The sequence below is a fragment of the Agromyces sp. Y575 genome, assembly GCF_059445445.1.
This window is the reverse complement of sequence record NZ_JCAIUI010000001.1, coordinates 1,018,917-1,039,151: the sequence shown is the minus strand read 5'-3', so window position 1 is coordinate 1,039,151 and position 20,235 is coordinate 1,018,917. Positions and strand designations below refer to the sequence as shown.

14 protein-coding genes, 2 tRNA genes and 1 pseudogene are annotated in these 20,235 nt (G+C 65.9%); 7 read left to right on the top strand and 10 right to left on the bottom strand.

All coding sequences use genetic code 11. The annotated features are described in order from the left end of the window. Positions 1–97: 97 nt before the first annotated feature. Both AC1C2U_RS04970 and AC1C2U_RS04965 read left to right on the top strand, forming a co-directional pair. Positions 98–2,929: a UPF0182 family membrane protein gene (locus AC1C2U_RS04970; protein WP_495360842.1), complete on the top strand. Its 2,832-nt coding sequence runs from the start codon at positions 98–100 to the stop codon at positions 2,927–2,929. Between the two features lies 1 nt (position 2,930). Beyond that, the gene (locus tag AC1C2U_RS04965; RefSeq protein ID WP_495360591.1) at positions 2,931–3,806 is read left to right on the top strand and encodes a class I SAM-dependent methyltransferase; all 876 of its coding nucleotides are present in this window, start codon (positions 2,931–2,933) and stop codon (positions 3,804–3,806) included. Positions 3,807–3,838: 32 nt separating this feature from the next. Here the strand turns inward: AC1C2U_RS04965 and AC1C2U_RS04960 are convergent, their stop codons facing one another. After that, positions 3,839–5,248, bottom strand: coding sequence for a glycoside hydrolase family 18 protein (locus AC1C2U_RS04960; RefSeq protein WP_495360590.1), 1,410 nt, complete (start codon positions 5,246–5,248; stop codon positions 3,839–3,841). A gap of 251 nt (positions 5,249–5,499) precedes the next feature. Here AC1C2U_RS04960 and AC1C2U_RS04955 point away from each other — a divergent pair. Next, a tRNA-Met gene (locus AC1C2U_RS04955) sits at positions 5,500–5,573 on the top strand. Positions 5,574–5,718: 145 nt separating this feature from the next. On the opposite strand, the gene AC1C2U_RS04950 is transcribed toward AC1C2U_RS04955, so the two are convergent. Continuing rightward, positions 5,719–7,374: an MDR family MFS transporter gene (locus tag AC1C2U_RS04950; RefSeq protein ID WP_495360589.1), complete on the bottom strand. Its 1,656-nt coding sequence runs from the start codon at positions 7,372–7,374 to the stop codon at positions 5,719–5,721. A gap of 438 nt (positions 7,375–7,812) precedes the next feature. On the opposite strand from AC1C2U_RS04950, the gene AC1C2U_RS04945 reads away from it, so the two are divergent. Beyond that, positions 7,813–7,886 (top strand) — tRNA-Met (locus AC1C2U_RS04945). A 72-nt stretch (positions 7,887–7,958) separates the two neighbouring features. Here AC1C2U_RS04945 and AC1C2U_RS04940 read toward each other — a convergent pair. The 4 genes and pseudogenes from AC1C2U_RS04940 to AC1C2U_RS04925 form a co-directional block, all read right to left on the bottom strand. Beyond that, positions 7,959–9,104: an AI-2E family transporter gene (locus tag AC1C2U_RS04940; RefSeq protein WP_495360588.1), complete on the bottom strand. Its 1,146-nt coding sequence runs from the start codon at positions 9,102–9,104 to the stop codon at positions 7,959–7,961. Between the two features lie 3 nt (positions 9,105–9,107). Beyond that, positions 9,108–9,956: a DUF1214 domain-containing protein gene (locus tag AC1C2U_RS04935; protein ID WP_495360841.1), complete on the bottom strand. Its 849-nt coding sequence runs from the start codon at positions 9,954–9,956 to the stop codon at positions 9,108–9,110. Positions 9,957–10,061: 105 nt separating this feature from the next. Further along, positions 10,062–10,346: pseudogene (locus AC1C2U_RS04930) on the bottom strand (DUF1254 domain-containing protein); the annotation flags it as partial. Positions 10,347–10,358: 12 nt separating this feature from the next. Continuing rightward, positions 10,359–10,676 (bottom strand): hypothetical protein, encoded by a 318-nt coding sequence (locus AC1C2U_RS04925; protein WP_495360587.1) that lies wholly within the window; start codon positions 10,674–10,676, stop codon positions 10,359–10,361. Positions 10,677–10,856: 180 nt separating this feature from the next. Between AC1C2U_RS04925 and AC1C2U_RS04920 the strand changes: the two genes are divergently transcribed. Beyond that, positions 10,857–12,416: a DUF1254 domain-containing protein gene (locus AC1C2U_RS04920; protein ID WP_495360586.1), complete on the top strand. Its 1,560-nt coding sequence runs from the start codon at positions 10,857–10,859 to the stop codon at positions 12,414–12,416. Positions 12,417–12,506: 90 nt separating this feature from the next. Further along, a complete protein-coding gene (locus AC1C2U_RS04915) occupies positions 12,507–14,759 on the top strand; it encodes a winged helix-turn-helix domain-containing protein (protein ID WP_495360585.1) in 2,253 nt (750 codons plus the stop codon). A 19-nt stretch (positions 14,760–14,778) separates the two neighbouring features. Here the strand turns inward: AC1C2U_RS04915 and AC1C2U_RS04910 are convergent, their stop codons facing one another. From AC1C2U_RS04910 to AC1C2U_RS04900, 3 genes are all read right to left on the bottom strand, one after another. Continuing rightward, positions 14,779–15,108 carry a carboxymuconolactone decarboxylase family protein gene (locus AC1C2U_RS04910; protein ID WP_495360584.1) on the bottom strand — a complete coding sequence of 110 codons (330 nt, stop codon included), beginning with the start codon at positions 15,106–15,108 and terminating at the stop codon, positions 14,779–14,781. A gap of 343 nt (positions 15,109–15,451) precedes the next feature. Beyond that, positions 15,452–16,135 (bottom strand): hypothetical protein, encoded by a 684-nt coding sequence (locus AC1C2U_RS04905; protein WP_495360583.1) that lies wholly within the window; start codon positions 16,133–16,135, stop codon positions 15,452–15,454. Positions 16,136–16,379: 244 nt separating this feature from the next. Next, on the bottom strand, positions 16,380–17,849 hold the full coding sequence (locus AC1C2U_RS04900; RefSeq protein ID WP_495360582.1) for an MFS transporter: 1,470 nt from the start codon (positions 17,847–17,849) through the stop codon (positions 16,380–16,382). A gap of 198 nt (positions 17,850–18,047) precedes the next feature. Here AC1C2U_RS04900 and AC1C2U_RS04895 point away from each other — a divergent pair, with 198 nt between their 5' ends. Further along, positions 18,048–18,896, top strand: coding sequence for a carbon-nitrogen hydrolase family protein (locus AC1C2U_RS04895; protein ID WP_495360581.1), 849 nt, complete (start codon positions 18,048–18,050; stop codon positions 18,894–18,896). Here AC1C2U_RS04895 and AC1C2U_RS04890 read toward each other — a convergent pair. After that, on the bottom strand, positions 18,883–20,100 hold the full coding sequence (locus AC1C2U_RS04890; protein ID WP_495360580.1) for a pyridoxal phosphate-dependent aminotransferase: 1,218 nt from the start codon (positions 20,098–20,100) through the stop codon (positions 18,883–18,885). The two genes, AC1C2U_RS04895 and AC1C2U_RS04890, sit on opposite strands and share 14 nt — an antisense overlap. Positions 20,101–20,235: the final 135 nt, after the last annotated feature.

Sequence of the window (20,235 nt, the reverse complement as noted above, 5' to 3'; positions counted from 1 at the left end):
AGTCTCGATCCCAACCCGACCGAACACGAGGCCGAGAGTGTCAGCACAGCCGCAGGAACCGAGGACTCAGCGCCGTCGCGCGCCGATCGCCATCACGATCGGTGTGGTGGCAGTTCTCGTTATCGCCTTCTTCGCCTTCGCAGGGCTCTACGCCGACGTGCTCTGGTATGACCAGCTCGGCTTCCTCTCGGTGCTCACCACCGAGTGGATCGCCCGCATCGTGCTCTTCGCGGTCGGCTTCTTCGCCATGGCGCTGCCGGTATGGGGTTCCATTCAGATCGCGTATCGTTCGCGCCCGGTGTACGCGAAGCTGAATTCACAGCTCGACCGCTACCAAGAGGTCTTCGAGCCCCTGCGCCGGCTCGCCATGTACGGCATCCCCGTCGTGCTCGGCATCTTCGCCGGCGTCTCGGCGTCCAGCCGCTGGGAGCTCACGCTCGCTTGGTTGAACCGCACGCCGTTCGGCACCACCGATCCGCAGTTCGGGTTCGACGTCGGCTTCTTCGTCTTCGAACTTCCGTTCTTCCGTGCCGTCGTCGGGTTCGCCTCGGCAGTGCTGCTGTTGTCGGTGCTGCTCGTCATCGCCACCAACTACCTCTACGGCGCTTTGCGGGTCAGCGGCCGCGAGGTCGTCATCTCGAAGTCGGCGCGCATCCAGATCGCAGTCACCGCGGGGCTCTACCTGCTGCTCCAGGCCGTCAGCATCTGGCTCGACCAGTACGCGACCGTCACCGAGACCGGTTCTCTCTTCACGGGCGCCTCGTACACCGATGTCAATGCGACGATCCCGGGTCGCGGCATCCTGGCCGCCATCGCGGCCGTCGTCGCCATCCTGTTCTTCATCACCGCGATCATCGGACGCTGGCGTCTGCCGCTCGTCGGAACGGCCCTTCTCGTGGTCTCGAGCCTGCTCATCGGCTCGCTGTACCCGTGGGTCGTGCAGCGTTTCCAGGTCGACCCGAGCGCTCGCTCGCTCGAAGAGCCGTACATCCAGCGCAATATCGACCTCACTCGTGATGCCTACGGCGTCGCCGACGTCGAAGAGATCCCGTTCGAGGCGAAGACCGATGCCGAGTCGGGCGCGCTGCGTGCGGATGCCGCAACGACGGCAAGCATCCGCCTCATGGATCCGCTCGTGATCTCGCCGGCCTTCCAGCAGCTCGAACAGTTCCGCCAGTACTACCAGTTCCCCGAGCAGCTCGACGTCGACCGCTACGAGATCGATGGCGCGACGCAAGACACGGTCGTCGCCGTGCGCGACGTGAAGATCTCGGGCCTCGGTGACGCAGAGACCTGGTTCAACTCGCATCTCGTCTACACGCACGGGTACGGGCTCGTGGCCGCTGCAGGCAATCAGCGCTCAGTCGACGGGCAACCCGTGTTCCTGCAGTCCGGCATCCCGTCATCGGGCGTGCTCGGCGACTTCCAGCCGCGCGTGTACTTCGGAGAGGGCTCGCCGCCCTATTCGATCGTCGGTGCGCCGACGGATGCCAAGCCGATCGAGCTCGACTACCCGTCGGGCACCGAGGGCGCCGATCAGACCCAGACGACGTTCGATGGCAACGGCGGCCCGAAGCTCGACAACGCGTTCACGAAACTCGTCTACGCGCTGAAGTTCCAGTCAGAGCAGATCTTCCTCTCCGACCAGGTCTCGACCGACTCGCAGATCCTCTACGACCGCGAGCCGCTCAAACGGGTGCAGAAGGTCGCGCCGTACCTGACGCTCGATTCCGATGTCTACCCCTCGGTCGTCGATGGGCGCATCGTGTGGATTGTCGACGGATACACGCTCTCCGACCAGTACCCGTACTCCAACAAGGTCAGCATGAGCGACGCGATCGCCGACAGCGAGGGGCTCGCCCCCACTCTGGCGTTCGACGAGATCAACTACATCCGCAACTCCGTCAAGGCGACGGTCGACGCCTATGACGGCACCGTCAAGCTCTACGCGTGGGACGACGAGGACCCGATCCTGAAGACTTGGCAGAAGGTCTTCCCGACATCGATCGAGCCCATGAGCGAGATGTCGGGCGACCTCATCAGCCACGTGCGCTACCCGTCCGACCTGTTCAAGGTGCAGCGCTCGGTGCTCGGCCGCTACCACGTGACCGAGGCGATTCCGTTCTACTCGCGTGAAGACGCCTGGACGACGCCGAAGGACCCGACCGCCGAGACCGGCAGCACGTTGCTGCAGCCGCCGTACTACTTGACCATGCAGATGCCGGGTCAAGATGCTCCGAGCTACTCGCTGTACTCGACGTTCATCCCTGAGGCGCGCGGCGACCAGAGTCGGAACGTGCTTCGCGGCTACCTCGCGGTCGATGCCGATGCGGGCGCCGCCGACGGCAAGCGCGCAGAGGGGTACGGCGACCTGAGGCTCCTGACCCTGCCGGAAGACGACAACGTGCCCGGCCCGGGCCAGGTGCAGGCGAAGTTCAACTCCGACCCCACGGTTTCCCAGTCGCTGAACCTGCTGAAACAGGGACAGTCCAACGTGATCAACGGCAACCTGCTGACAGTGCCGGTGGGCGGCGGTCTGCTCTACGTGCAGCCCGTGTTCGTGGAGTCGACCGGTAACACCAGTTATCCGCTCCTGCAGAAGGTGCTCGTCGCCTTCGGCGACCAGATCGCCTTCCAAGACACGCTCGACCTCGCGCTCGACGTGCTCTTCGGCGGTGATTCCGGGGCTGATGCGGGAGACAACGAGGTGGATCCCGAAGCTGAGCCGACGCCGCCAGCCGAGGGCGACGAGCCCACGACGCCCGCGACTCCGACCGAAGAGGTGCAGGCCCTGCTCAACGAAGCGTCGCAGGCGTTGAAGAACAAGCAGGCGGCGCTCACCGACGGAGACTGGGCGGCCTACGGCGCCGCCGATGCCCAGCTTGCGGAGATCATCGCGCAACTGCTCGTGCTCACCTCTGAGGAGTGACGTGGAGGTCGACCTGCGGGGCGGCGAATGGCTCGATGACAATCTCGCGAACTGGGATGAACGCGTCGGCGTGCACGTTGCGTCGGAGTTCTACGACCAGGAGCCGTTGCGCGCCGGCGGGGGAGTGCTCGACCCGATCACGCGCGCGGCGATCGAGCGCCTCTACCCCGACGGGCTCGAGGGTGTGCGGGTGTTGCACCTGCAGTGCCACTTCGGCTCCGACACGCTCTCCCTCGCGAACCTCGGCGCGACCGTCGTGGGCATCGACTTCTCGCCCTCGGCGATCGCGGAGGCCCGCCGGATGGCCGACGAGCTCGGTCTCGCCGAACGTGCCCGGTTCATCGAGGCGAACGTCTACGACGCTCGCCACATGCTGCCCGAGCCCGAGTCGTTCGACCTGGTCTTCACGACCTGGGGCACCATCATCTGGCTTCCGGATGTCGCGGAGTGGGCGCGCATCGTGTCGTGGTTCCTGAAGCCCGGCGGTCGGTTCTACTTCGCCGACGGTCACCCGGCGGCTCTCGTCTTCGAAGACGATGGCGGTCCAGGCGGCATGCCGACGTTCGCGTACCCGTATGCGAATGCCGAGCCCGACGTGATCGACGACCCGAGCGACTACGCCGACCCCGATGCCGCCCTCGTCAACTCGCGCACGTGGGAGTGGATGCATCCGCTCAGTGAGGTGTTCGACGCTGTGCGCGGTGCAGGCCTCGCCATCGACTCCTTCCAGGAGCACTATCGCGTGCCGTGGCGTATGTTCCCGGCGACGGTCGACCTCGGCGAGGGCATGTACGGCTGGCCCGCCGAGCGCTGGCTGCCGTTGTCATTCGAGATCGTGGCGTCGCCGCAGACGTCGACGGCCGCGACCGGCAGCTGAGTGCTGCCCGACGCGGTCGCCGCGCCGCGGCCTCAGTCGAGCGGGCCCTCGTCGGCGTCGCGGAGCGCGTCGCCCAGCGCGTCGCCGAGCTCATTGCGGTAGTCGCCCGAGAGATCCCACCACATGGCGCCGCCGAAGCCCTGGCTCGCGATCCATTCGGCCTTCGCGGTGACGGACTTCGGGTCGTCGAGGCTCCACCACTCGCCGGTGGCCGCGTCGAATCGCCATGAAGCGCCGAGGGCGGGGTCGAAGTAGCCCTCGCCGACGTCGCGGATCTCGTAGTACGGCTTCGTTCCGAGCGAACCCGTGGTCGCCTGCCACGCCGAGTCGCCGACGGTGACGCCCGCCCAGCCCTGGCCGTAGGCGGCCAGGCCCACATTCAGCTGGTCGGGTCGGGCACCGGCGGCCGTGTACAGGCCGACGGCGTTGTCGATCGCGAGCCCCCAGTTGTGGTCGCCGTCGGGGTGCAGGTTGCCCTGGTGACCGGTGGTGCCGGTCCATCCGCCTGCGTAGTCGTAGCCCTGAACGTTCAGCCAGTCGATGACGGCGAAGAGCCGGGGGTCGGTCCAGCCGCCGGCGTTGGTGTTCCAGCCCCCCGCCGGGGCGAAGGCGGTCAGCAGGTACTCCTCGCCGGTCTCTGCGCCGTAGGCGTCGAGCTGTGCGCGGAACTCCTCCATGAGGGCCAGGAAGTTCTCGCGGTCTTCGGGCTTGGCGTTCGCGGTCTCGCCGCCGTTGACCGGCCACTCCCAGTCGACGTCGATGCCGTCGAAGATCCCTGCCGCGGCGCCGGGGCCGCCGAGCGAGCCGACCCGCGGGAGGTTTCCCTTGAGGTACACGTCGATGCAGGAGGAGACGAGGGTGGCACGGCTCTCAGGTGTCGAGGCCGCGGCCGAGAAATTGTCGGACCAGGTCCAGCCGCCGAGGGAGATGAGCACCTTGGTGTCTGGGCTCTCCTTCTTGAGCTTCAGCAGCTGGTTGAAGTTGCCCGCCAGGCGCTGGTGCTTGTTCGTCTTGTCCTTCTTGCCGTCGATCGAATCGGCGGCAGACACGAGCCGCAGGTAGTCGTTCTGCGCGTCGCCTTCACCGGGTACGTCGGTGATCTCGCACGTGAGGTTCGTCGTCACGTTGCCGAAGGCGTAGTTGAGGTGCGTGACATCCTCGATCGCGCCTGTGCGCAGGAGGTCCTCGATCTGGTAATCGCGAGTGACCGGGGTGTCCGACATGAGGTAGCCGACCGAGCGGTACCCGTTGATGTCGGTGGGGCCGGCCGAGTCGGAGTGGCCGTGTCCATGGCCGTTGCCGTGCCCATTCCCATGGCCGTTGCCGTGCCCATTCCCATGGCCGTTGCCGTGGGCGAGGGCGGGGGAGACCGCAGCAGCGGCGAGGAGTGCGGTGGCGACGGCGGTGATGGCCGCTCCACGGAACAGATGGCGTGGTGACATGTGAATCCTCATCGATCGTTGTCTGGCCATGCCGATCCCGATGGCCGGGACGGCTGAATGCGAACTGTTGCGGCGACAGTACCAACGCTCGACCCGTTTGGAAAGAGTCCTAACAAAGAAAGTGCGATCGAGTTCGTGCGCTCCGGGCGCCCGTCGTCGCGGTCGGGAATCGGATGCGCCGGGGCATCCGTCGTCGTGGATGCCCTCGATTGGACGGCGCTTCTGCGCCGTGCTAGAGTCAATTCTTGTGCCGCGGGGTGGAGCAGTTCGGTAGCTCGCTGGGCTCATAACCCAGAGGTCGTAGGTTCAAATCCTGCCCCCGCAACGCTGTGTTTATCAGAAGCGCCATGAGTCCCGGTCTCGTATGAGGCCGGGACTTTTGCGTTGACAGACGGAGAGTCGTCGCTCTCGCAAATGCGATGCCACTGCGGTAGTGCAGGTCTGACCAGCCAGGTGGCCCCGTCCAGCGGCTACCGTTTTTGCGCCCGCTCGGAGTCGATCTGCTCCTGACTGATAATCGCCAGCGATGCAGTGCTCAGTGCCGCGGCGCTCGCTCCGTCGATCTCCAAGCTGCCTGAGATCACGTCGCCATGGTCCAACGTCGTTTTCAGTGGGTCCTCGCGGAGGAACGAAACAATGATGGCCGCGACGAGCATCAGTGGAACCATGGCGAAGAATACGGGTGTGAGAGCGTCGCCGTACGCACCGACGATGATGTCGCGGATCGGCGCAGGCAGATCTTTTACAGACTCAGGTGTGAATGCGTTGCTCGAGCCGGCGGCTGCTGATTCGTCTGATGGCAGTCGTTCCGCCAGAAGGGTCGCGAGCCGTGACGTGAACACGGCGCCGACGATGGCAGCACCCAGCGACGAACCGATCTGACGGAAGTAGTTGTTGGTCGCTGTCGCCGTACCGACAACGGCGTTCGGGAACGTGTTCTGGACGATGAGTATCAGGTTCTGCATGCACATGCCCAAGCCCAAGCCCATGACACTCAGATATGCGCAGGTCACCCATACCTCCGTCGTCGACGACATCGTCGAAAGCAGAAACAGGCCCACAGCAGTCACGAGCGTCCCCGCTATCGGCGCCCACTTGTAGCGGCCGGTTCTGCTCACGATCTGCCCGGAGGCGACCGAGGCGACCAGCAACGAAGCCATCATCGGGACCATCAGCAGTCCCGCCTGTGTTGCGCTGGCGCCAGTCACCATCTGCAGGTAGGTCGGCGCGTATGCGAGGGTGCCGAACATGGCGACGCCGATCAAGAGACCTGCGCTGGTGCTCAGATTGAAGTTGCGCCTCCGGAACAGGTCGAGAGGCATGACCGGTTCCGCAGTGCGTCGTTCGACGAGGACGAAGCCACCCGCGGCGAGAACTGTTCCGATGATCAGACCGATGATAACGAGGGAGTCCCAATCGTAGGTTGTCCCACCCCACGTGCTGATCAGCACGAGTCCGGTCGAGGCAAGCGCGAGGAGCGCCACTCCGAATACGTCAAGCCGCAACCCGGTGGTGCTGTGCTTCGGCAGGTGAAGGAAGGCCACGGCCGCGATGATCGCGAGGATGCCCAGGGGGATGTTGATCCAGAGGCACCACCGCCAGCCGATGGCGTCGGTGAACCAGCCGCCCAGCAATGGACCCGCTACCGAGGACACCGCGAAGACGCCGCCCATGATTCCCATATAGCGACCGCGTTCTCTGGCGGGCACCACGTCGGCGATGATCGCTTGAGACAGAATCATCAACCCGCCGCCACCGAGGCCCTGCACACCGCGACCAATGATCAACCAGGTCATGTCGGGAGCGAAACCGCCGATGGTCGAGCCGATGACGAAGATCGAAATCGCGGTGATGAAGATGCCTTTGCGACCGACAAGATCACCGAGTTTTCCGTAAATCGGGAGCACGATCGTCGATGTGAGCAGGTAGATCGTGATTATCCAGCCCATCTCGTCGGCAGCGTCCAGATCCCCGACGATGGTCGGCAACGCGGTGCTGAAGATGGTTTGATCGAGGGACGCGAGCAGCATCGTCAGCATGAGTCCCGCGAAAACCAACAAGATGCTCTTCTTGTGGGCCGCGACGGCGGCGGCAGTCGGCGTTGCGGAAGCGGGCGAATCACTCATTTGGCCTTCTCCAGTACTCGTCACTCAAGGACACAGATCGTCTCACCGAGACCCCAGAAGCCTTTCTCGAAGAACCGGAGCTCCCTCATCCTTCTCGCTGAAGGTGACCGACGTGCATCACGGAGAGCGGCAACGCCGTTCACAGTGCGATCAGGCCCGTCGCTGATGCCTCTCGCTGACGCCTCTCCCCAGGGCGAAACCGGGCTTCTGTATTGACGCTGCCCTTGTGCTTGCTGCACTTTTGGATTATCGCATCGCTGCAGATTCTGCACAACGGCGGCCGGCATCGCGGGTGACGTGATGACAGAACTGAAGCGATGATGGTCGAAGCGGACTCGAGCGGTGACGTAGACTCAAGGGAGCATCGCATCAGGTCGACTGAGAAACATGATCTGACGAGCGTTGCTACGAGGATGATCGCCGCAAGGCGGTCGGTGCCGCGGGGTGGAGCAGTTCGGTAGCTCGCTGGGCTCATAACCCAGAGGTCGTAGGTTCAAATCCTGCCCCCGCAACAAAGAAGGCCCGGAACCGCAAGGTTCCGGGCCTTCTCTCTCTCCGCGGAGAAGCAGCGGCGGTCCGATCGGTCACGGTGGGGGTGGGGGTGGGGGTGGGGCGTCGGCTGGGGTTGAGGTCGTCGAGCGAGTCCTCCGGGCACCCTTGATCGCGGCGTCCTCCTCGGCGATGAGTTCCTTCGTCTCGCTGAGGTCGCCGAGCAGCGGACGTACCCAGCCGGCCGGTGGGTACGTGTCCACGAGCATCAGGCGCACGAGGAGCGTAAGCGGGATCGCGAGGATGGCGCCGATCGGGCCGAGGATGACGGCCCAGAAGAGCACCGAGAAGAAGGTGATGGTCTGGCTGAGTGAGACGGCGTTGCCGATCACGCGCGGCTGGATGACCGATTGCACGACCGCGTTGATGACGCCGTACAAGACGATGACCGCGATCACCGTGGGCCATCCGCCGACGAGTGCGCCGAAGATGATCGGCGGCACGAGCGCAAGGAAGTAGCCGATGTTCGGGATGAAGCTGCACAGGAACGCCAACAGTCCCCAGATGAACGCGCCGGGCACGCCGAGCAGGATCAGGGCGATGAAGTCGATGACACCCTGCAGGAGTCCGAGCAAGGTCGTCCAGACCATGTACCGACGCACGTTGGCGGCGTAGTTCGACAGACCGGTCACCACCATTGGATGGGTCTTGCTGGTCTGAGCGAGCACCGTCGGCACGTAGCCGGCATCCATGCCCAACAGCAGTGCGATCGTGAGGAGGATGACCAGCGCCGAGCCGATGCCGGCCAGTCCGCCGATCAAGCCGCCGACGAAATCGACCAGTGAAGACGGGTCGAAGTTCGCGACGAGGGTGTTGAGCTCTCTCGACGTGATGCCGAGGGAGTTCAGCCACGCGACCACGTCTTGACCGAACGCCGCGATCTGGTCAGCGAACTGCGGGAGCAGCGCACTGAACTGGCCGAACGCGACGAGCACCGCGTAGCCGAAGCCGAGCAGTAGCAGAATGACAGCCAGAATCACGGCTCCGGTGGCGATTCCGCGCGGAACATGGCGTCGTTCCAGCCAGATCCGGAGCGGATGCATGCATATCGTCAGCACTACGGCGAGGAAGACGGGGGCGACGATCGCCCCGAGTCCGGCGAGGCCGAACCCCACGAGCACTGCGCTCCCGAGCCCGAGCAGGATGAACGCGTTGCGATGGTCTCCTGTTGCCGCGTTCACCGGTCAACTCACGACCTCGAACTCGCCGGGTCTCCACGTCTTGTCGAAGAAGGGTTGCAGCGGACTGTAGAGGCGCAGGAGCACGAACCAGCCTCGCTCCGGGTCGGTCTGGATCCAATTGGAACGGGGGACGCCATCGGGCTGGGCCGGCGCGAAGTACACCACGGTGGAACCGTCGGTCTCAGCATGCGCGGCTGGTGACGGGTATTCCTGGCTTCCGGCGCGCGGGTAGATCTGGTCGGTCTGCAGCAGGGAACGAGTCTGGTTGTCGTAGGCGTTCAGCGACCAGAACCGGGCAGCGGGAATGTCCTTCGGCAGCCGTACCCGATAGGTCTTCGAGCCGTCGAATGCGCCGCCATGCTGATCGACATTCGCCACGAGGTACTGCGACCCGGCGTTGGTCAGGCGCATACACATCGCCGGTGTGACGCCGGTTGCCGTGTAGAAGAACGACGTGCGTGCGTGGAGCGTGCGTGCCCCTTTGTTGGGGAAGGGCTCCACCCCATCGGCCGTGATCAGGGGCGGGGGGTTGAGGAACTCGTAGCCACCGTCGAACAGCATGTTCCACCAGGCGGAGTCGTCGTAGTACCGGAAGTCGTCCGACGGGTGAGCACCCATCCCCAGCGTGCGCGAGGCAGCATTCCCGACGGCTGATGCTTCGTCGAGAATGGCGCGCAGCCTGGCATTCGGCGCGAATTGCTCGCCCTTGACAATCCCGATTGCAGCGAAGTCGCCCGCCACGTCGGGATCGAGTGCTTCGGCCGGCTCCAATTGGACGAGCGCGTCGAGCATCTCGAAGTGGCCGAAGTCGGTGGGCGGGAGCGTGTTCATCGCGAGCCCGCTGCCCTCCACGAAGCGAGGACTCTTCGATCCTACGAGCTGGCCAAGAGGCCCTTTCCCGGTCAGGAACGCCCCGATGCTGCTCCCCACACCACCCGGTGCGTACGGATACACCTTCAGCTGCTCTCGGATCCGGTCGGCGGCGGGGGTGGGATCGTTGCCCGGGTACTCGTTGATGAACGCCCGCCCCAAGAACACCACGCGATTCGTACGGGAATGGCGCACATAGCATCCGCCCTCGGGCAGCGGCCCCTCATATGCAGGCGGCACCAACAGGTACGTCCCACCTTCGCCTCGATCGGGCCCTGGCAGCCCGAAGTCGGTGATCCATCGGAACCACATGTCGTCGATGACGCCCAGGGTCTCCGACGGAGTCTCGACCACGAGCGGTCCCTGCGAAAGATCGAGAAACGCCTAGAAGTACACTGTGTCCGCGTTGCCGGTGAGGAACAACGACCTCGAGTCCATCAACCTCGAGTAGAGGAGCACGTCGCCATCATCAACCCCGGCATCGTGGAAGCCGTTTCGCAGCGCAACTAGCGACACCCCCTGGACGGTGTTCATGAATGCTTCGACGCCGTGCACGTAGTCCAAGTGGTTGCGCAGCATCGCCGAGGTCTCACTCGTCGGGTATCCGTCGGTGAATTCCAACGTCCCGATCCCGGCGGCGACGCTCGACGGCGTCAGTACAGAGGCGGGCACTGGCGTCCTGGTTGCATCGGTGGTTGGCATCACGGTCTCCTGCTCGCTGAGTTCGTCTCACGGGCAACGTAGTGAGTACGCAGGTGACGGTCATCACGCGGATTGGGTGAAGGTCGAAGGTCCTCAGATCATGCAAATGGTGTGATGCGGCATCGGGACCCGCTGCTTAGCGTGTGGACGGTCATGACGACGCCAACGAAGGGGTACGTGATGAAGTCACAACCAGGGATCTCAGCTGAGACACTCGCGTCGATCTCGACGCCCGACCGCGTCGAGAGTCGCCTCGGTGCGCTGGAGTTCACGGATGGTGCGCCATCCGATGCGACCGCGGCGCTGCTCTACGACCATCTCGACTTCCTCCACGGCGTCGAGGCATTCATCGGGGCGTTCCCCGGGGCGTCGACGACGGCGCTGCATCGCGGCTTCCAGTCGATCGGCGTCGAGGACAACTCGGTCCTGATCTTCTCCGACCTGATGGACTCGGCGTCGCTGTTCCTGACGGCGAACTGCGACACGCTCTACGCGCTCAGCTTCGTCGACCTGAGCAACGGACCGATGGTGGTCGAAGTCCCCGCTCTTCCCGCGCCATCGGGGATCCTCGGCACCGTCGACGACATGTGGTTCCGTTGGGTGACCGATATCGGCCTGCCTGGGCCCGACCGCACGACGGGCGGCCGCTACCTGTTCGTCGGTCCGGGCTACGACGGGCCTCTTCCCGACAGCGGCTTTCACGTCTCGCACGCGCGGACCACCCGGGTGCTGCTCCTCCTTCGTGCGTTCATGGTCGATGACAGCCCGTCCGTGCCTGCCCAGACGCTGCGTGACGGCCTGCGCATCCACGTTTACACGCCGGGCGGCGCGGGCACCGCCGTTGCCAGCTTCCTCGCGGGCAGGACGCCGATGGCCCAAGAGCCGACGTTCCCCGACACCCCCTTCATCGAGGGCTCGGGAGTTGCGTTCAACACGGTTCCGCCTGTCGACTTCAACTACTGGAACGTCGTCAACGAGCTCGTCCAGTCCGAGCCGGTCGGCGCCGGTGATCCTGATCTGCTCGGCCTGCTGGCCGCCGTGGGCATCGTGAAGGGCGAGCCGTTCGCTCCGACCGGGCGAACACGGACGGTACTCGAGGACTCGGTCGTCGTGGGCAACGCGACCGCGCGCGCCGTGGCCTTTGCTCCGCGCGAGGAGGAAGGATGGGCGTTCTACCCGGGCTCGCAATGGACGAACGTGCTCTTCTCCGGAGGTTTCACCTTCCTCGACCCGCCGCCGCAGATCACCGCACAGGGTGTCGTTCCCACACCGAGCGACGGAGCACGCAAGCTCAACGCCCGGATCGCCTTCTTCTACCCGTACACGGGCATCACGCCGGCGATGTGCATGCGACTGACCGGCATCGGATCGCAATACGTCTGGGCCATGCGCGACGCCGATGCCGTCTTCCTCGACGGAAGCCGGAACTATCGCCTGACGCTGCCACCCGACATCCCCCAGAGCCGGTTCTGGTCGGTGATGGTCTACGACAACCAGACCCGCTCGATGCTGCAGACTGATCAGTCCAAGCCCGATATCGGAAGCCAGTCAGGGACTGTGGAAGAGAACCCCGACGGATCGACCGATATCTACTTCGGGCCGTCCGCGCCGTCGGAGAAGGCGAACAACTGGCTGCAGACCGTGCCCGGCAAGGGATACTTCGTCATCCTCCGTCTCTACAGCCCACTGCAGCCGTTCTTCGACAAGACCTGGCGACCGAGCGAGATCGAACCCGTCTGAACGAGTAGGCGAGACCGAGGTCGGCCGGGAAGAGGTTGCCGCTTGCACCCGGGCGTTGAGACCGAGACACGACGGCCATACAATGCGAGCGTGGCCGAGACAGCTCGCGCCGCAGCTCCGCGAGCGATCGCGCTCGATCAGCTGTTGCTCGACACGAAACTGACGTTCCCCCTCGCACGGGCCGGGTTCGTCAGTCGTAGCACCCTCATCGCCACCGGCCGCGAAAGCAACCGTCGCGTAGTCGCTGTCAGCGCGCCGTCGGGTTACGGCAAATCCAGCTTCCTGTCGGAATGGGCTGCCGCCGAAGACCGTCGGGTGGCCTGGGTGTCCCTCGACCGTTTCGACAACGACCCGATGACCTTGCTCTCCTTGTTGGCCACAGCATACGTTCGAGCAACCGGGGCCGACCCCGCTCTGGTGGCGGACATGCGCGGACACGGCACGTCGGCGCTCGGTCGGGCGGCCCCGCGTCTCGCCACCGCACTGCGGGCGAGCCCCATGCCGTTCGTGCTCATGCTCGACGATCTCCACGACCTCGGCTCGCCGGCCTGCCACGACGTGCTCAGCGTGATCATCCCGGGCATCCCCGATGGATCGCAGTTGGTGACGGCGAGTCGTATCGAGCAACCGCACGTTCCCCGTCTTCGGGCCTCTGGGGACGCGCTCGAGTTCGGCGTCGACGAACTCGCGATGGACGCCGCCGCCGCGCGGCACATCTTCGCATCGGCGGATATCGAGTTGACGCCTGATCGCGCACGCGAAGTCACCGATCGCACCGAAGGGTGGCCGGTCGGCCTGTACCTGGCAGCGATGATCGCGCGCGATCGCGATGACGGGACAGTCGACGTGTCGGGCGACGACCGCTTCATCGCCGATTACCTGTATCGCGAGTCACTGGTCGGCCTTCCGAGTGACGCTCAAGTCTTCCTCCGGCGGACTGCCGTGCTCGATCGGTTCTCTGCTGAGCTCTGCGACGCGGTGCTCGGTGCGACGGGCTCTCAAGGCCGACTGCGCGAACTCGAGGCATCCAACGTCTTCCTCGTGCCCCTCGATCGGTACCGCGGGTGGTACCGATACCATCCCTTGTTCAGGCAGTTCCTCGTTGCCGAGCTCAGACGCACTGAAGCCGACCTGATCGAGGACCTCCATGTCCGGGCAGCAGACTGGTACGAATCCCATGGGTCGCCGGGGATGGCGATCGAGCATCTCCTCGAGACATCCGCGGGTGATCGATGCATCCGTCTCGTCACGCAAGTGGCGCTCTCGATCTATCAGGCCGGCCAGATGCAGACGGTGCAGCGCTGGATGACGACGCTCGGCGACCATGCCGTCGCCGAGTATCCGCCGCTGGCGGTTCTCGCAGGGTGGATCGCCGTGATGTCCGGCCAACCTCGGGAGGCCGAGCGGTGGGCGATCGTGATCGACGCAGCGTCGTTCGACCATCCGCCCGCGGATGGAACAGCCTCGTTCGCATCTGCGAGGGCCATGTTGCGTTCGATGATGTGCAGGGGCGGATCGCCCCAGGCCGTCGCCGACGCAGCCTTCGGTATGGCGCAGGAGCCGTTGTGGAGCGCCTGGCGAGACCAAGCCGTCTGCCTGGCCGCAGAGGCCCAGTTGCTCATCGGCCACGTCGATCAGGCGGAGTCGTTGTTCGCCGAGGCATCCGACCTGGCAGGCATCGCGGGCAATCACGACGTGCAGGTGCTCTCGGACTCGGAACGGGCGATGATCGCCATGGACGGTAGCCGGTGGGTGGAAGCGGTGCAGCTCGTCGACGAGGCACTCGCAGCGATCGAAGATCATCGTCTCGATGACTACGCCGTCTCGGCGCTGGCGTTCGCTGCGGCTGCGAGATCGTGGCTCCACCGTGGCGATCGCCTCGCCGCCAACCGTGAATTGACGAGGGCGATGCGTGCACGACAGTTCTGCACGTACGCCGCGCCGGCCCTGGCCGTTCGGTCTCGCGTGTGCTTGGCGAAGACCTACGTGGCGATGGGTGACCGCGCGACCGCTCGACACCTGGTGCGAGAGATCGACGGGGTCCTCGCGCGTCGCCCCGACCTCGGAACGCTCGTCGATGACGTCGCTCGATTGCGATCCGTCATCGAGTCGAGCGTCGACGGAGCGGACGGTGCGACCGGTGCTCCGCCTCTCACCCCTGCGGAGCTGCGCCTGCTGCCGTACCTGCAGACCCACCTCACCGTTCCCGAGATCGGGGCACGCTTGTTCGTCTCCCGCAACACGGTGAGCTCGGAGGTCGGATCCATCTACCGGAAGCTGGGTGTCTCATCGCGGAGCGGCGCTGTCGATCGCGCCGTACTTCTCGGTCTCCTCGGCGGGTGAATCACCCTCGGCGGGTGAATCACTCGCTCAGGTCGTCGAGATCGTATCCCAGGGCCAAGGCGAGCTTCGGTGCTGCGGCGACCACGCGGGGGATGCCGACCACAGAGCTGACGCCGATGAGCACATCGACGATCTCGTCGGCGGATGCCCCAGCACTCACCGCGGCGTCGGCGAACTCGCCGAACGACGGTTCCGAAGCTCCGATCGCCACCAAGGCCCCGAGCTTCGCGAGCGCCAGGGTCTTCGGATCGAGTGCGGTCGCGCGCGAGGCGAAGGCGTCACCTTCATCGACGGCATCCGCTTCATTGACCGCCAAGCGACGTAGCCGCTCCGTGTAGTCCGACGCCACGTCGTCCTCCTCATCTCTCGGTCGGGCGGTGTTCCGGCTGCCAGAGGAATGGCGGGCCTTGAAGTGAACGCCGCGATGCCTCAGACCATTGGACGACAGTCGGCGTGAAGCCGCCTCACGCAGTTGAGGTGATTCGCAGAACCGGAGGTCCCTCATCCCTCCCGCCGAAGGTGACCGACACTTCTCGCTGAAGGTGACGGACGTGCATCACGGAGAGCGGCAACGCCGTTCAAGGCGGTATTGGAGAATCGGATTCCGGTTCTCGTGAGATCGCTCAGTCGAGGCCGGGACTGAAGGAATTCAGTCCCGGCCTCTTCCGTTCCTTCGGTGCTACTTGGGGTCGCTACCCGAAGATCGCTGCGATGATGTCGTGCGTGTACCCGTCAGGGCCGGTGTTCATCCACTTCGTTGCAATCCACACCCCTTCGCGGAAGAAGTGGGACTCGCCGGTTTGGCCGTCGTTGCTTTTCGGCGATTCGGTCACGCAGCGGACGCCGTCTAACTCTTCGTAGCAGGAGTGCCCGACCTCAGCGAACCGTGCCTGCATCGCAGTCGACTGCTCGGCAGTGACCGCTGACACATTCGTGATGAGGCTCCGGTCGCTTCCGCCGATAGGGTTCCCCCAACGGCATGAGAGCTGCGACACGTCGCTGAGCAGTGCGATGGCTTCCTCGTCGTTCGACCCGTACATTTTCGGGGTGGCGTCGACGGCCCAGGCGGGGTTCAACACCAGCCCGCCGAAGTCCGGGGTCAGGTCGCGTGTGTAGATCCCGGCGCAATCGGCGGGCAGCGTCACCGTGGCCGGGTCGGCCGGCGGTGTCGGTTCGGTCGCCGGCGGCGTCGATTGTGGCGCGGTGCTCTGAGGCGCCGACGATGCAGGCGGTGCAGCATTGGCTTCCGTCACAGCCTTGGTCAGCACGAACACGAGGGATGCGACGACAACGATGACGGCCACCACGGACGCGCTGATCCAGAACACCGGACGTCGAAAGAAGGAGGTGCCGGGTCCGGGCGGCGTCTGCGTCACGGTCTGGGTTCTCCTCGTCGGGTTCCGGGACAGCCGGCTGCGGCCTGAGAACATCATGCCGGGTCGGTCGATCGTGTGACAATACCGGACATTCGTGGCTTCTGCGCCAGCTGGGTCCGGTCTGGGCCGAATTCATTCACCAACGCTGAAAGTGCCCAGCAAGCACAAGGCTTTCTGGATTTACCAATTGCGCAACGAGGATGGCCCGGAACCGCAGGGGTCCGGGCCATCCCCATGCCGGCTGTCAGTCGCCTACGGCGACGGTCACGGCCGTGTCGGCCTCGGCCTCGGCCTCGACCTCGGCCTCGACCTCGACTTCGGACGTCCGCGGGCGGATCAACACGATCGCGAGCACGGCGCCCACGAGCATCGCGACGCCCGCGGCGACGAAGGCGGCCGAGTAGCCGCTCACGAACGCCTCGAGCTGGCTCGCCGAGCTGGTGACCGCGACGCCTCCGGCTGCTGCGGCGTACGCCGTCGTGAAGATCGACAGACCGAGCGAGCCGCCGATCTGCATCGCGGCGTTCGCAGTGGCGCTCGCAGCGCCGGCGTCGTGCGGGGCCACGCCGGCGAGGGCGAGGTTCTGCATCGGGACGAAGAGCATCGCCATGCCGATGCCGAGCAGCACGAGCGCGGGCAGTACATGCACGAAGTAGTTGCCGCCGACGGTGATGAAGCTCAGGTAGAACAGGCCGACCGCGGCGAACAGCGGGCCGCCGATCATGAGCGGCCGGGCACCGTACCGCGACAGGAACTTGGTGGCGAGCGGAGCGACGAGTGAGATCACGATCGCCAGCGGCAGACTCGCGAGCCCGGCCCACAGCGGCGAGAACCCGAGCACGATCTGCAGGTGGAACGTGAGATAGACGGTCGCGCCGATCATGGCGCTCCCCGCGATCGCCTGGAGCAGGAACGCACCTCCCCGCACCTTGTCGCGCACGATGCGGAGCGGAAGCAGCGGCTGGGCCACGCGAGATTCGATCCAGACGAAGAGGGCGAGCAGCACCACGCCGGCGGCGATGAATCCGATCGTTCCGACCGAGACCCAGCTCTCCTCGGCGAGCGTGAAGCCGTAGACGAGGGAGCCGAGGCCGAGGGCGACGGTGATGACGCCGAGCCAGTCGTAGCGGTTCTTGCCCTCGGCCTTGCTCTCGGTCACGAGGAGTGCACCCGCCACGAAGACGACGATCACGATGGGCACGTTGACGAGCAGGCACCACCGCCAGTCGACGAACTCGGTCAGGATGCCGCCGAGCAAGAGACCGACGCCTGCGCCCGCGCCGGCCACCGCGCCGAAGACGGCGAATGCCGTGTTGCGCTCACGGCCCCCGGGGAACGTGACCGTCAGGAGTGCCAGCGCCGCGGGCGCCATGAGGGCGGCGAAGACGCCCTGGAGGCCGCGGGCGAGGATCAGTTCGCCTCCGGTCTGGGCGATTCCGCCGATGACGGATGCCACGCCGAAGCCGACCATGCCGACGAGGAACGTGCGCTTGCGCCCCCAGTAGTCGGCGATGCGTCCGCCGAACAGGAGGAGTGCCCCGAATGCCAGGGCGTAGGCGGTGACGACCCACTGGCGCTCGACGTCGCTGAGCCCGAGTGCGATCTGGGCTTGGGGGAGCGCGATGTTGACGATGGTGCCGTCGAGCACGACGATGAGTTGCGTCAGCGCGAGGATCACGAGAACCCACCAGCGCCGGGAGGAGGATTTGGACATGGGCGTAGCCCGCCTTTCGAATGAGAACGCGTGAATGCCGGGGTTTCCAGCCCGGATCGTTGCGCCCTCCGGCGGCTCGACCACGCCAACATCGGAGTTGGCCAGACGATCATTCTAGCGAGCGAGGCTGAGGAATCAGGAAAGGCCTGGGATGTCCGCGGCTCCGGGCGTGCCGCCTCGAGCAAATAGGCTGAGCACATGCAGAGCACGACCGAGGGATTCGGCGTCGCGGTCGCCCAGTTCGCGCCGAACGACGACGTCGCCCGCAATCGCACCGAGATCGCGCGCCTCACCGAGCTCGCGGTTGCGCGTGGCGCCCGACTCGTCGTCTTTCCCGAGTACTCGAGCTACTTCACGCCTGAGCCCGGTGACGACTGGCGGGTGGCGGCAGAGCCCCTCGGCGGCGACTTCACGGCACATCTCAGCGCCATTGCCGACCGTCTCGGCGTGCACCTCGTGGCCGGCATGATCGAGCGGCTCGAGAGCGAGAGCGAGAGCGAGAGCGACAGCGAGAGCGACGACCGCCGCGTCTCCAACACGGTCGTCGCACTCGCACCCGGCGTCGGCATCGTCGCCCGCTACCGCAAGCTCCACCTCTACGACGCCTTCGGGCAGCAGGAGTCGGCCTGGGTCGCCCCTGGAGCGATCGGGCCACCCGAGATCTTCGAGGCCGGCGGCCTCCGCTTCGGCCTGCAGACCTGCTACGACGCGCGATTCCCCGAGGTCACGCGGCGCATCGTCGATGCCGGCGCCGATGTCGTCTGCATGCCCGCCGAGTGGGTGCGCGGACCGTTGAAAGAGGCGCACTGGCGAGTGCTCATCACGGCGCGCGCCCTCGAGAACACGATCTACGTCGCCGCCGCCGACCACGCTCCGCCCGTCGGCGCGGGCAACAGCATGATCGTCGACCCCATGGGCGTCGAGCTCGCCACGATCGGCGAGGCTACGGATGTCGCGGTCACCTGGGTCTCGAAGGAGCGCATCGATGCCGTGCGCGCCGTGAACCCCGCGCTCGCGCTGCGCCGTTTCGACGTCACGCCGCGCTGAGCGCGGCGAGCCGGGTGCTCGCCTCTTCGAGCACGTCACGCCGCTTGCAGAACGCGAATCGCACGAGGCTCGCGTACGCGGGCCGGCGATCGGCGTGCACGAAGGCCGTGACCGGCACGCCCACGACCCCGGCACGCTCCGGCAACTCGCGGCAGAACGCCGCGGCATCCGATGCACCGAGCGGCGCGGCATCCGCGACGATGAAATATCCGGCCGGCGGGAGCGACACCGTGAACCCGGCAGCGGCGAGACCGGCGGCGAGCAGGTCGCGCTTGGCCGAAAGGGTCGCCGCGGCATCCGTGAAGAATGCGTCTGGCAGGCCGAGCCCGGCCGCGATCGCCGGCTGGAACGGCGCGCCGTTGACGTACGTGAGGTACTGCTTGACGGCGAGCACGGCCGTCACGAGCGGCGCCGGCGCGGTCAACCAGCCGATCTTCCAGCCGGTCGTCGAGAACGTCTTGCCGCCCGAGGAGATCGAGATCGTGCGTTCACGCGCCCCCGGCAGTGTCGCGATCGGCGTGTGTGCGACGCCGAACGTGAGGTGTTCGTAGACCTCGTCGGTGACGATGAGCGCATCGTGCCGTTCGGCGAGCTCGACGATGAGCGCGAGAGTCTTGGCGTCGAGCACGGCTCCGGTCGGGTTGTGCGGCGAATTCACGAGGATGATGCGCGTGCGATCGGTGACCGCCGCGCGAAGCTCGTCGGGATCGGGCCGCCAGTCGGGGAACCGGAGCGGCACCGTGCGATGCTCGCCGCCGGCACGAGCGATCATGGCCGCGTACGCGTCGTAGTACGGCTCGAAGGTCACGACCTCATCGCCGGTGTCGACGAAGGCGAGCAGCGTGGCCGCGAGCGCTTCGGTCGCGCCGGCCGTCACGAGCACTTCGGATGCCGCGTCGAGCTCGATGCCGTATCGCCGCTGTTGGTGCGCGGCGATCGCCTTGCGCAGCACCGGCATGCCCATGCCCGGCGGGTACTGGTTGACTCCGTCTGCGATCGCCTGGCGAGCGGCCTCGAGCACCTCGGCGGGGCCGTCTTCGTCGGGGAACCCCTGCCCGAGGTTGATCGCCCCGGTTCGGGTGGCCAACGCACTCATCTCGGCGAAGATCGTCGCGGCGATCGTGCCCTCGGACGAGAGGAGGCCGGCGCCGGCCGCGGTGCGCTGCCATGGGGCGAGGCTCGATGCGGGGGAGAAGTCGCTCACGTTCTCACCGTACGCGAGGGTGGGGCCGGTACGCTGGCGCAGGCAGCGACGCTCCCGGGTCGTGTTCGGACGAATCCCGGCTCGGGGATAGCAGAGTCATAGACTCCGCCGATCAGGTACACAGCTTGCGGCGGG

Coding starts and splice junctions, on each gene's coding strand:
- AC1C2U_RS04960 (WP_495360590.1), bottom strand. CDS start 5,248: ATGTCACCACGCCATCTGTTCCGTGGAGCGGCCATCACCGCCGTCGCC.
- AC1C2U_RS04950 (WP_495360589.1), bottom strand. CDS start 7,374: ATGAGTGATTCGCCCGCTTCCGCAACGCCGACTGCCGCCGCCGTCGCG.
- AC1C2U_RS04925 (WP_495360587.1), bottom strand. CDS start 10,676: ATGCCAACCACCGATGCAACCAGGACGCCAGTGCCCGCCTCTGTACTG.
- AC1C2U_RS04920 (WP_495360586.1), top strand. CDS start 10,857: ATGAAGTCACAACCAGGGATCTCAGCTGAGACACTCGCGTCGATCTCG.
- AC1C2U_RS04900 (WP_495360582.1), bottom strand. CDS start 17,849: ATGTCCAAATCCTCCTCCCGGCGCTGGTGGGTTCTCGTGATCCTCGCG.
- AC1C2U_RS04895 (WP_495360581.1), top strand. CDS start 18,048: ATGCAGAGCACGACCGAGGGATTCGGCGTCGCGGTCGCCCAGTTCGCG.